The organism is Mesorhizobium sp. YC-39, from assembly GCF_025753795.1.
In the GTDB taxonomy this organism is placed as follows: Bacteria; Pseudomonadota; Alphaproteobacteria; order Rhizobiales; family Rhizobiaceae; genus Mesorhizobium.
The window spans coordinates 558349-570359 of sequence record NZ_JAOWPS010000004.1 but is presented as its reverse complement, the minus strand read 5'-3'; the positions used below and the strand labels follow the sequence as shown (position 1 = coordinate 570359).

13 protein-coding genes are annotated in these 12011 nt (G+C 62.9%); 9 read left to right on the top strand and 4 right to left on the bottom strand.

Annotated elements, in window-relative coordinates; genetic code table 11:
- The first annotated feature begins 10 nt into the window (after window positions 1-10).
- The 8 genes from pbpC (at window position 11) to OHD62_RS24240 (ending at window position 8802) form a co-directional block, all read left to right on the top strand.
- Complete coding sequence (gene pbpC / locus OHD62_RS24275) at window positions 11-2107, top strand: penicillin-binding protein 1C (protein ID WP_263787946.1); 2097 nt, start codon at window positions 11-13, stop codon at window positions 2105-2107.
- A gap of 1 nt (window position 2108) precedes the next feature.
- The gene (locus OHD62_RS24270; protein WP_263787944.1) at window positions 2109-2831 is read left to right on the top strand and encodes a M15 family metallopeptidase; all 723 of its coding nucleotides are present in this window, start codon (window positions 2109-2111) and stop codon (window positions 2829-2831) included.
- Window positions 2832-3060: 229 nt separating this feature from the next.
- Entirely contained in the window at window positions 3061-4089 is a 1029-nt protein-coding gene (locus tag OHD62_RS24265; protein WP_263787941.1) for a sulfate ABC transporter substrate-binding protein, read from the top strand.
- A gap of 23 nt (window positions 4090-4112) precedes the next feature.
- On the top strand, window positions 4113-4964 hold the full coding sequence (cysT, locus tag OHD62_RS24260) for a sulfate ABC transporter permease subunit CysT (protein WP_263787939.1): 852 nt from the start codon (window positions 4113-4115) through the stop codon (window positions 4962-4964).
- The gene (gene cysW / locus OHD62_RS24255) at window positions 4957-5841 is read left to right on the top strand and encodes a sulfate ABC transporter permease subunit CysW (protein ID WP_263787936.1); all 885 of its coding nucleotides are present in this window, start codon (window positions 4957-4959) and stop codon (window positions 5839-5841) included. The genes cysT and cysW overlap by 8 nt, the downstream gene beginning before the upstream one ends.
- A gap of 13 nt (window positions 5842-5854) precedes the next feature.
- Window positions 5855-6895 carry a sulfate/molybdate ABC transporter ATP-binding protein gene (locus OHD62_RS24250; protein WP_263787935.1) on the top strand — a complete coding sequence of 347 codons (1041 nt, stop codon included), beginning with the start codon at window positions 5855-5857 and terminating at the stop codon, window positions 6893-6895.
- 199 nt (window positions 6896-7094) lie between these two features.
- Entirely contained in the window at window positions 7095-8081 is a 987-nt protein-coding gene (locus tag OHD62_RS24245; RefSeq protein WP_263787933.1) for a sulfate ABC transporter substrate-binding protein, read from the top strand.
- Window positions 8082-8352: 271 nt separating this feature from the next.
- The gene (locus tag OHD62_RS24240) at window positions 8353-8802 is read left to right on the top strand and encodes an RrF2 family transcriptional regulator (RefSeq protein WP_006202816.1); all 450 of its coding nucleotides are present in this window, start codon (window positions 8353-8355) and stop codon (window positions 8800-8802) included.
- 32 nt (window positions 8803-8834) lie between these two features.
- Here OHD62_RS24240 and OHD62_RS24235 read toward each other — a convergent pair whose 3' ends face one another.
- The 3 genes from OHD62_RS24235 to OHD62_RS24225 are packed head-to-tail and all read right to left on the bottom strand — an operon-like array spanning window position 8835 to window position 10052.
- Window positions 8835-9251 carry a GFA family protein gene (locus tag OHD62_RS24235; RefSeq protein WP_263787897.1) on the bottom strand — a complete coding sequence of 139 codons (417 nt, stop codon included), beginning with the start codon at window positions 9249-9251 and terminating at the stop codon, window positions 8835-8837.
- A gap of 19 nt (window positions 9252-9270) precedes the next feature.
- Window positions 9271-9735, bottom strand: coding sequence for an SRPBCC family protein (locus OHD62_RS24230; protein ID WP_263787895.1), 465 nt, complete (start codon window positions 9733-9735; stop codon window positions 9271-9273).
- On the bottom strand, window positions 9732-10052 hold the full coding sequence (locus tag OHD62_RS24225) for an ArsR/SmtB family transcription factor (RefSeq protein WP_263787893.1): 321 nt from the start codon (window positions 10050-10052) through the stop codon (window positions 9732-9734). Before OHD62_RS24225 ends, OHD62_RS24230 begins: the two co-directional genes overlap by 4 nt.
- Before the next feature lie 250 nt (window positions 10053-10302).
- Between OHD62_RS24225 and OHD62_RS24220 the strand changes: the two genes are divergently transcribed.
- Window positions 10303-11460, top strand: coding sequence for a hypothetical protein (locus OHD62_RS24220; protein WP_263787891.1), 1158 nt, complete (start codon window positions 10303-10305; stop codon window positions 11458-11460).
- Here OHD62_RS24220 and OHD62_RS24215 read toward each other — a convergent pair.
- Window positions 11455-11985, bottom strand: coding sequence for a gluconokinase (locus OHD62_RS24215; RefSeq protein ID WP_263787889.1), 531 nt, complete (start codon window positions 11983-11985; stop codon window positions 11455-11457). The genes OHD62_RS24220 and OHD62_RS24215 overlap by 6 nt on opposite strands.
- Window positions 11986-12011: the final 26 nt, after the last annotated feature.

The window sequence follows — 12011 nt, the reverse complement described above, 5'->3', positions numbered from 1 at the left end:
AGGGCCGCGCATGAGAGATATATCAGCCAGGGCATTGCGGAGATTGGGGATCGGCGCGGCATCCGTCGCCGGTTTCCTGGCCCTCTCCGCTGTCGCCCTTTGGCAGCTCGACCGCGCCTTCCCGCCGCCGCTGCCCGAAAAACTCGCGGTCTCCACCGAGGTGCTCGACCGTGACGGCCAGCTTCTGCGGGCCTTCGCCACGCCCGACGGCTACTGGCGGCTCGAAACCCGGCTCGACCAGGTCGACAAGCAGTTCGTCGACATGCTGGTGACCTATGAGGACAAGCGCTTCTGGGACCATGACGGCGTCGATATGCTGGCGCTGGCCCGGGCTGCCGGCCAGTTCGCGACCAGCGGCCACATCGTCTCCGGCGGCTCGACGCTGTCGATGCAGCTTGCGCGGCTGATCGAACCGCGCGACAGCCGCAGCCTCGGCTCCAAGCTCAAGCAGATGCTGCGCGCCATCCAGATCGAGCGGCGGCTGTCCAAGCGCGATATCCTCGAACGCTATCTGACTCTGGCGCCCTATGGCGGCAATCTCGAAGGCGTGCGCACCGCCTCGCTCGCCTATTTCGGCAAGGAGCCAAAGCGGCTGACGGTTTCGGAGGCGGCACTCCTCGTTGCGCTGCCGCAACTGCCGGAAAAACGGCGGCCCGACCGTAACCTCAAAATCGCTCACGCCGCCCGCGATCGGGTGCTGACCCGCATGGTTTCATCGGGCCTGCTCGGCGAACGCGAGGCCGCGCGCGCCGCGCTCGACGATGTTTCAGAGCTGCGGCGCACCTTGCCAGCGCTCGCCGCCCATGCCGCCTACGCGATGCTCCCAAAGGCCATTCCCGGGCAACCTTTGCGCCTGACGATCCGCAAAAGCGTCCAGGAAGGACTGGAGCAGGTGGCCAGGGATGCCGCCACCAGGCTCGGCCCTCGCCTGTCCGTCGCCATGGTGCTGGCCGATTCCCGCACCGGCGACATCCTCGGCGAGGTCGGCTCGGCCAATTATTTCGACGCCAGCCGGTCCGGCTGGATCGATATGACCAGGACTGTCCGCTCGCCCGGCTCAACACTGAAGCCGTTCATCTATGGGCTTGCCTTCGAGCAGGGGCTGGTGGCGCAGGAAACCCTGATCGAGGACAGTCCGGCGGATTTCGGCGGCTACCGGCCGAAGAACTTCGACATGGGCTACCAGGGAGACGTCAGTATCCGGCAGGCACTGCAATTGTCGCTGAACGTGCCGGCGATCCGGGTGCTCGACGCGGTTGGGCCGGCGCGGCTGATGGCGCGCTTTCGCCAGGCCGGCGTGACGCCTGTCCTGCCCGTCAACGAGGCGCCGGGCCTGGCCATCGGCCTTGGCGGCGTCGGCGTGACGCTGCGCGACCTGGTCCAGCTCTATACCGGGCTCGCCAATGGCGGCAAGGCGAACACGCTGCATGATGGCACCGAGCCCGCCAATGCCGACCGCTCGACCACCACCATCCTCGACGACCAGGCAAACTGGCAGATCACCGACATCTTGTCGGGGGTCAAGCCGCCCGAAGGGGCCATGCAGCGTGGCATCGCCTACAAGACCGGCACCTCCTATGGCTACCGGGACGCCTGGTCGGTCGGCTTCGACGGGCGCTATGTGCTGGGCGTCTGGGTCGGCCGTCCCGACGCCGGCGCGGTTCCGGGCCTGTCGGGCTATGTCTCGGCCGCACCGATCCTGTTCGAGGGCTTCGTCCGCTCGGGCCTTGCCATTGTCCCGTTGCCCAGCCAGCCGGCCGGCGTCACCAGGCCGAAGCGCGACGACTTGCCGGTGACGCTGGCCCGCTTCGGCGCCGGCGCCGACGGGTTGGCGCAGGCCACAGTGACCGAACCCGCGCCGACGATCATCTTTCCGCCTGACGGCGCCCGCGTCGATCTCGGCACGGCCTCGGCCGAGGCCTCACCGCTGGTACTGAAGCTGCAAGGCGGCCGCGCGCCGTTCCGCTGGCTGGCCAACGGCAAACCGCTTGTCGGCATCGACCGTCGCCGCACCGCGACCTGGCAGCCGGACGGCGCCGGCTATTCCACCCTGACTGTGATCGATGCGGCCGGCCGCGCCGCGAGCGTGAAAGTCTTCGTTGAATAGAATGCGCCAAGCGATTCAGCGCACTGCGTTTTACGCTTTGCTCTCGGCAGCGGGTCTTGTCCCCGCCTCCGCCGCCGACCTCCCCGCTGGCTTCGTCCGCCTCAGGGACATCGACCCGACGATCCGCCAGGACATCCGCTATGCCGGCCGCGAAAATTTCCTGCACCGCAAGGTGAGCGGCTACGAGGCACCGGTCTGCATCCTGACCAGACAGGCGGCGGAAGCGCTTTCCGGCGTGCAGAAGGCGATTGCCGCCGAAGGACTGACGCTGGTCGTCTTCGACTGCTACCGCCCTGCCCGCGCTGTCGCCGACATGGGCGAATGGACAAGAGAAGGCGGGCCGGCCGACCCGCAATGGTATCCGGCGGTCAAGCGCAAGGATCTCATCGCCAAGGGTTATGTCGGCGAACTGTCCACCCATTCACGTGGCTCGACCGTTGACCTCGCCATCGCGCGAGCCGGTCAAAAGACTGCCCCGAAACCTGCCTGTGGCGCACCGGATGCCGACACGCTCGATTTCGGCACCGGCTTTGATTGCTTCGATCCAACGAGCGAAACGGCCCACCGCCCGCTCGCTGCGGAAGCGATAGCGAACCGCAAGACGCTTCTCGAGGCGATGCGTGCCGGCGGCTTCAAGAACTATGCCCGCGAATGGTGGCACTACACGCTGGAAAGCGAACCGTTTCCAAAACAGCGCTTCGATTTTCCAATCGTCGCCGAATAGCCCACCGACTCGCACCCCTCCCGCACTCCATGTGCCTTGCCGAAGCGTTGGCTGTTTCTAGATAGATCGTCTGGGCATGGGAGCCTGCGCGCCGCCGCTGGAGGAAAATGTTTCCTCACGATGCGCAATATCGGCGAAAAATTGCTTCAGGAGGGCAAAAAAGGCAACGTTGAATGCATCTAATTTCTATCGTTTCGGTAGAGTTCGGCCATTGTCAACGGAGGCGGAAATGACCAAACCTCATTTCAGGAAACTGCTCGGCGCGCTGGTCGCCACATCTGTCCAGTTCGGCACGCTCGGTTTCGCGTTTGCCGATACCACAATTCTCAACGTGTCCTACGATCCGACACGCGAACTCTACAAGCAATTCGACGAGGCCTTCACCGCCCACTGGAAGGCCGAGACCGGCGAGACCGTGACCATCCAGCAGTCGCATGGCGGATCGGGCGCCCAAGCTCGCGCCGTGATCGACGGCCTCGATGCCGACGTGGTCACGCTGGCGCTTGAGGGCGACATCAACGCCATCGTCTCGAAATCGCAGAAGATCAATCCTGATTGGCGCACGAAATTCGAGAACAATTCGGCACCCTACACCTCGACCATCATCTTCCTTGTCCGCAAGGGCAACCCGAAGGGCATCCATGACTGGGGCGATCTGGTCAAGGATGGCGTCCAGGTGATCACACCCAATCCGAAAACCTCGGGCGGCGCGCGCTGGAACTATCTGGCGGCCTGGGCCTATGCCAACGCCAAGGATGGCGGCGACGAGGCCAAGACCAAGGAATTCGTCGGCAATCTCTATGCTCACGTTCCGGTTCTCGACACAGGTGCGCGCGGCTCGACCGTGACCTTCGCGCAAAAGGGCCTGGGAGACGTGCTGCTGGCCTGGGAAAACGAGGCCTATCTGGCGCTCGACGAGTTCGGCGCCGACAATTTCGACATCGTCTACCCGCCGACCTCGATCCTGGCCGAGCCGCCGGTGGCAGTGGTCGACGCCAATGTCGACGCCAAGGGCACAAGGAAAGTCGCCGAAGCCTATCTGAGCCACCTCTATTCCAAGGAAGGCCAGACGCTGATCGCCAAGAACCATTATCGCCCGTCGAAGCCTGATCTGGTGCCTCCGGAGGATCTTGCCAAGCTGCCTGAGATCAAGCTGATCACCATCGACGATCCGCTTTTCGGCGGCTGGAAGAAAGCACAGCCTTACCATTTCGGCGACGGTGGTATATTCGACCAGATCTACAAGCCGGCCCAGTAAGCTAAACTCTAGATCAGGACGACATGACCACAGCACCCGCCAAGGCGGGGTGGCGGTTCAGACAGCCGAGCGTCATTCCGGGTTTCGGATTGACGCTCGGCTTCTCGCTTGCCTACCTCACGCTCATCATCCTCATTCCCCTGTCGGGGCTGATCTGGCGATCGGCCGCGCTCGGCTGGGCCGATTTCTGGGCGATCGCCACCGACCGCCGCACCATCAATGCGCTCGAAATCAGCTTCGGCACCGCCTTCATCGCCGCAGCCGTCAATGTCGTCTTCGGCACGATCGTTGCCTGGGTGCTGGTGCGTTACAATTTCCCGGGCCGCCGCATCGTCGATGCCATGGTCGACCTGCCCTTCGCCCTGCCGACCGCTGTGGCCGGCATTGCGCTGACCACGCTCTACGCGCCGAATGGCTGGGTCGGTAGCCTGCTGACGCCGCTTGGCATCAAGGTCGCCTATACGCCACTCGGCATCATCATTGCGCTGATCTTCATCGGCCTGCCCTTCGTCGTGCGCACGGTCCAGCCGATCATGGAGGAGATCGACAAGGAAGTGGAGGAAGTGGCCGCCACCCTTGGCGCCAACCGCTTCCAGATCATCTCCCGGGTGCTGCTTCCGGGCCTCGCGCCGGCTATTGTCACCGGCTTCGCGCTGGCCTTCGCCCGTGGCGTCGGCGAATACGGCTCCGTCATCTTCATCGCCGGCAATCTGCCTTACAAGTCCGAGATCGCGCCGCTGCTGATCGTCATCCGGCTGGAGGAATACAACTACCCGGCGGCGACCGCGATTGCGGCGATCATGCTCGGCCTGTCGTTCGCGATGCTGCTGGTCATCAATCTGGTGCAGACGTGGAGCCGCAAGCGCTATGGCTGACCCCGAGATCAAATCCTACGCGCCGCATCACGAAAGCCAGTCGGCGGCGGTGACAGAAAGCCGCTCGGCAAGAGCCGTGCTGATGATCGTGGCTTTTGCCTTCCTCGGCATTTTCCTGCTGCTGCCGCTGATCATCGTCTTCAACGAGGCCTTTTCGAAGGGCCTCAGTGCCTATACGGAGGCGCTGTCCAGCCCCGACACGCGCTCGGCGATCCGCCTGACGCTGCTGGTGGCGGCGATCTCGGTGCCGCTCAATGTCGTGTTCGGCATTTCGGCCGCCTGGGCGATCGCCAAGTTCGAGTTCAAGGGTAAGGCCTTCCTCACCACGCTCATCGACCTGCCCTTTTCGGTCTCGCCGGTCATTTCCGGCCTGGTCTATGTGCTTTTGTTCGGCGCCCAAGGCCTGCTCGGCGGCTGGCTGAAAGCGCATGGCATCGTCATCCTGTTTGCCGTGCCCGGGATCGTGCTGGCCACCATCTTCGTCACCTTCCCCTTCGTCGCCCGCGAGCTCATCCCGCTGATGCAGGAGCAAGGCAATGGCGACGAGGAAGCCGCGCTGTCGCTTGGCGCCAATGGCTGGCAGACCTTCTGGTATGTGACGCTGCCCAACGTCAAATGGGGATTGCTCTACGGCGTGCTCCTGTGCAATGCCCGCGCCATGGGCGAGTTCGGCGCGGTGTCGGTCGTGTCGGGCCACATACGCGGGTTGACCAACACCATGCCTCTGCATGTCGAAATCCTCTATAACGAGTACAACGCCGTCGGCGCCTTTGCCGTCGCTTCGCTGCTTGCCGGCCTGGCGCTGGTGACGCTGGTCTTGAAAACACTTCTCGAGATGCGCTACGGCGCCGAGATCGCCGCGACGCGCGGACACTGACAGAGGAATTTGTATGGAAGTTCGCGTTGCCAACGTGCGCAAGGAGTTTGACCGCTTTCCGGCCCTCCGCGACGTATCGCTCGACATCAAGTCCGGCGAGCTGATCGCGCTGCTCGGGCCTTCCGGCTCCGGCAAGACGACGCTGCTCAGGCTGATCGCCGGGCTGGAGCGGCCGACAAGGGGAAAGATCTTCTTCGGCGAGGAGGATGCCTCGCAGAAGTCGATCCAGGAGCGCAATGTCGGCTTCGTCTTCCAGCATTATGCGCTGTTTCGCCATATGACGGTCGCCGACAATATCGGCTTCGGCCTCAAGGTCCGGCATGGGCCGACACGCCCATCGGCGCAGGAAATCCGCCGCCGCGCCTCCGAGCTTCTCGACCTCGTCCAGCTATCAGGTCTCGAAAAACGTTATCCGGCACAGCTTTCGGGCGGCCAACGCCAGCGCGTCGCACTGGCGCGCGCCATGGCGATCGAACCACGCGTACTTTTGCTCGACGAGCCGTTCGGCGCGCTCGATGCTCAGGTGCGCCGCGAGTTGCGCCGCTGGCTGCGCGAAATCCATGATGCGACCGGCCACACCACCGTCTTCGTTACCCACGATCAGGAGGAAGCACTGGAGCTTGCCGACCGCGTCGTGGTGATGAGCCAGGGCCGCATCGAACAGGTCGGCACCGCCGACGAAATTTACGACACGCCGAACTCGCCCTTTGTCTATGGCTTCATCGGCGAATCGAGCTCGGTCCCGGTCAAGGTCGAGGATGGCCAGGTCTGGATCGCCGATCGCCCGATCGGGCTGTCGGCGCCGCAGGCGCCGGAAGGGCAAGCGATGCTGTTCTTCCGCCCGCACGATGTCGAATTGGTGGATGGGTGCAGCGGCTGCATCGCCGGCACGGTTGCCGCCAGCCGCCGCGTCGCCGGCACAAGGCGTGTGGAACTCGAAATCGGCGGCGAGCGCCAGCGCGTCGAGATCGAACTGCCCGTCGACCACCCGGCGGCGCAGAAAAGTCGCGTGGCGTTCAGGCCGCGGCGCTGGAAGCTTTTTCCGGCTGCGTAGAGGATTTGCAGCCGGCAGAATTTGTCCCGGCGTGCCGGCTGAAAGACCCGGCTTGGAAGAAAATCCTAACAACCGGCTGTTTCGGCAACGCTTTTTCTAACGACGTCGACATGGCTCCGGTTTGCATGCCTCGTCCAGCCGGGCACTGCCCGATTATCCTGGGGCATTCGATACGGCATTTTTCAAGGAGCCTGTTTTCATGAAGCGATTTCTGCTTGGCGTCGCCACCGCGGCCGGTCTGTTCCTCGCATCCTCCCAAGCCTGGTCGGCCGACAAACTGCTGAACGCTTCTTATGATGTCGGCCGCGAACTCTTCGCGCAGGTCAATAAGGCTTTCATCGCCGGCCACCCCGGCGTGAGCGTTGATCAATCCCACGCCGGTACATCGGCGCAGGCGCGCGCCATCGCCGAGGGTCTTGGCGCCGATGTCGTCACCTTCAACCAGGTCACCGACATCGACTTCCTGGTCAAGAAGGGCCTCGTCTCCGCCGATTGGCAGAAGGATTTCCCCGACAACGCCTCGCCCTTCTATTCGCTGCCGTCCTTCCTGGTGCGCACCGGCAATCCCAAGCACATCAAGGACTGGAACGACCTCGTACGCGACGACGTCCAGGTGATCTTCCCCAATCCGAAGACCTCGGGCAATGCGCGCTACACCTATCTCGCCGCCACCGCCTATGCCAAGGAAGCCTTCAAGGGCGACGACGCCAAGGTGAAGGAGTTTGTCACCAAGCTGTTCAACAACGTGCCGATCTTCGACACCGGCGGGCGCGCAGCAACCACCACCTTCGTGCAGCGCGAGATCGGAGACGTGCTGATCACTTTCGAGTCGGAAACGCGCGGCATCCGCAAGGAGTATGGCGATGACAAGTTCGAGCAGGTGACGCCCTCGGTCAGCCTGTTGGCCGAATTTCCGGTGGCGATCGTCGACACGGTCGCCGACGAGCACGGCACGCGCGAACTCGCCAAAACCTATCTCGATTTCCTCTACACGCCGGAGGGCCAGGATATCGCCGCCCTCAACGGCCTGCGAACCCGCGACGCGGCGGTCGCCGCCAAATACAAGGCCGAGTTTCCCGATGTCCGGCTGCTGACGGTGGAGGATGTCTTCGGCGGTTGGGACAAGGTGCAGGCCGAGCATTTTGCGGCAGGCGGGCTGCTCGACCAGACCTATGGCAGCCGCTAAGGTTTTCTATCTCCAGGCGAAGCACGGCTTCTGCCTAAGCCAAGCAAAGAAAGCCGGCCATTTGCCGGCTTTCTTTGTTTTTATGCCTTGAAATGCAATTTCCAGGCCGCCTGCCGTCCAAAACGTTACAAAGAATCAACGCGTTTGTGTTTAACCTGCCATCCGACGGCTTGTTTTGCGCGAAACGGCACCGCGCGATCAAAATGTCATGATTTGCACACAAACAACCGCCAGATGCGGGCGGTTGGGGTTTTCATGAACTGAATCGGGCATGCTTACCAAAAAAGGCAAATACGGGCTCAAGGCCCTCGTGCACCTGTCCGGTCTGCCGGTCGGCCAGCTTGCATTCGTCAATGACATCGCGGTCGCCAACAACATCCCGAAGAAATTCCTGGATGCCATCTTGGGCGAGTTGCGCAATGCCGGCTTCGTCCAGAGCCGCAAGGGCAAGGAAGGCGGCTATCGCCTCGCCCGGCCGGCCTCCGAGATCAAGATCGGCCATGTCGTGCGCGTCCTCGATGGACCGCTGGCGCCAATCCCTTGCGCCAGCCGCACCCAGTATCAGCGCTGCGAAGACTGCGATGAGGCGACCTGCCAGGTTCGGCACATGATGCTGGAAGTGCGCCAGGCCATCGCCGAGGTGCTCGACAATCGCAGCCTCGCCGCCATGCGCGACGCCGACAATGACGATTTTCCGGTCGAGCTGACGTCGCAGATCTAGACTCGGCAGTTTCGTATTGCTCCCCGCGGGATTTATCCGTGCGGCATTCGCTCGAATTTCTGCAACGAGGAATCAATCGTGTCCCACGCATGGCCGCGGACGGTGTATGTGATCACCCGCGGATTGAATTGCCCTGGATCGTCAAGGCTGGTCGCATGGATCGTAATCAGGTCCGGCTTGGCGACGGATGTCAGATAGACCGGCGCTCCACAGGTCGGGCAGAAGGCGTGAATCTTCTGATTGCCGTTGGCACCCGCTACCCGCCAGGTTTTCGCCTCGCCAGTAATTGTCACATCGGCGCGCCGCGGGAAGGTCAGATAGGACGCATGCCCGGTACCGCTGCGTTTCTGGCAATCGAGGCATTGGCAATGGTTCTCGAAGATGGGTTCGCTGTTCGTTTCATAACGGATCGCGCCGCATGCGCAGCCGCCACTATAGGTCTTGGCCATTGTTATTCTCCCACTGGGGTCAAGCCGATTTCGGCTTGGCGAAAAGGTCGATGCCGCTGCCGGTTTCGAGGAAGGATTTCATGCTGGACAGCACCGCCGGCCACCCTTGGCTGATGCCTTTCGCCATGCCGCTGCCGGCTTCGAGCTCGTCATGGGTGACGGTGAGCCGGACCATGGTGTCGTATTCCTCGATGCCGAACGTCACCCGGCTGTATTTCGATGGGTCGTCGGCTTGCGAGGCGTTCGCCCAGGTCATCACGAGACGGGTCGGCGGCGAGATTTCGACGACCTTGCCAACCAGTTCGACGGTGCGCTCATCGTTGGCGCGGATGTGTTCCCATTTCGATCCCGCCTTCCAGTCGGAGACGTTCTCGTGGCCCCAATAGCGCCTTGCGACATCCGGTTTCGTTATGGCCTCGAACACCTTTTGCGGCGTCGAGCGAATATAGGTCACGTAGACAAAGCTGGTCGTCTCTCTGGTCATTGTTCGTCTCCTTCGAGTTCTTTCTTCAGATCGTGCAGCAGGCTGAGCCGCTGACGTTCGAATTTCCGCACCCACCGTTCGTAGACCTCATGGAGCGGCACGGGGTTGATGAAATGCAGCTTTTCGCGGCCACGCTTGACCGTGCTCACCAGATTGGCCGCCTCCAATATCTCGAGGTGCTGGGTGGCGGATTGCCGGGCCATCTCAAGGTTTTCGCAAAGCTGGCCGAGCGTCTGCCCGTTCTTTTCACAAAGAAGGTCAAGCAGCTTTCTGCGTGTCGGGTCGCCCAGCGCTTTGAAAACCTTGTCTGCGTCCATTGATCTCGCTCGTGTTGAGGTCATAATACGCAGGTAAATACCTGCATGTCAAATGCCAGCTAAGCCCATCCCGCAATCCGGTCATTCATCACCATCGCAATCGCAGCAACCATCATCTTCTGGCTGTAAGTCGTGAGCCCCGCGCTCGCACTCCGGTGCCATGCTCCCGTCGGCGCCCGATTGCGTGCCCGTGATAGACGCAGTAAAGCGACTTTCGGACGTGCACAGGAACAGGCTGGACACCAATCGGATGAGGCTGCCGTGGTTCGCAAAATCAGGGGAGGCCGATCGGAAAAGACCGTCCGCCGCCAGCTACCGCACTGAAATCATCGCCGATGTCATCGTGCCGGATCGCGCCGAGCCTGTCCGGTTCTTCAGCCGCAAGCTGGTCAGCCCGGCAAAGCTGCGCCGTTTCTCCAACAGGGATTTTCGCGAAAGCCTGTTGTTCGGCTTCTATCTCGGTGTTGCGGCAATACTGCCGGTCGCCTGGTGGGCGCCGATCTGCCGCTCCGTGTCCGGGTTTCGGCTGAAGCGCCACATGCGCAAGGACTTTTCGCGCTACGCCGCCGCGACGCAAGCGGTGCTTGGCAAAGGCATCGATGCAAGAAAACTGTTCAGGGCCATGCTCGCCGCCAACCACCGCCGGCGCCTGCTGCTTGCGGTGCATGTGGTCCGCACGCGCTGGGCGCCGACGATCCGGCTGGAAGGCCTGGAAGGTCTGCAAGCGGCGCTGAAGCGCGGCAAGGGGGCCATCATCTGGTGTGATCAATTCACTGCCCAGACCATCATCGGCAAGCGGGCACTGCATGAGGCCGGCGTCGAAACCCATCAGGTGAGCGTCAACTTCCACGGCATCTCCGACACGACATTCGGCCTGCGTTTCCTCAACCCGCCACTGGTCGCTGTCGAAAACCGCTTCCTGAAAAGCCGGGTCGTTTTCGAACGCAGCGACGCCTATCAGGTGACGATCCGCATGCAGAAGATCCTGAAAGACAATGGCGTCGTCCTGATGACCAACAACATCCATGCCGGTTCGACCTTCGCCGAAGCCGGCATGGGCGAAAGCGGCTGGACCCATCTCGCCTCGGCGCCCGCGAATTTCGCCGCCAGGGGCGGGACGGCGCTGTTTGCCATGTCGACCCTCGAGACGGTCCCGTTCCGCGAATACCGGGCCGTCATCAGCCCTGAACTGAGGCCGGTTTCAGCGCAGTCGACGCCATTGGCGCCGGCGACACGGGACTTGGGCCCCAAGAACATGGAATTGCAGGCGCACTACATCCTGCTCAAGCGCGACCGCCTGCTGGAGGCTCTGAAAGATCATCCCGAGCAGATGATGGTGTGGGCCGGCCACCAAAGGTTCACCGACCGATCGGGCGTTGCCTCGACCGACGATGACACTGGCTCATAAATCCGCCTCGCCCAGCAGCCTAACGGCGGAGGCGACAATGTCGGCGACCGGGCGCGTCGCGTCGAGCGTCAATGCCCGCTCGTCCGCTGCCGGCGCCTCGAGCGTGGCGAACTGGCTGTTGACCAGGCTTGCCGGCATGAAATGGCCCTGGCGGGAGGCGACACGCTGTTTGGCGGTCGCGGGATCGATTTCCAGATAGAGGAAAACGATATCCTTGTGAAAACCGCGCAGGCGGTCACGGTAGCTGCGCTTCAGCGCCGAGCAGGCAGCGACCACACCTTGTCCATCGCCGGCCAACGCCGCGATGCGCTGGCCGATCGCGTCGAGCCAGCCTTCGCGCAGCGCGTCGGTGAGTGGCTCGCCGCTTGCCATGCGCGCGACGTTTTCGGGGGGATGTAACCGGTCGCCCTCGACGAAGGCGGCGCCAAGTGCCACCGCCAGCGCTTCGCCAACGGCCGACTTGCCACAGCCAGCGACGCCCATCACCACAATGGCCGGTGCAGGCCGAACGGGGCCTCTCTGCATTTGTGCTGCCTCGTCCACGATGCGGA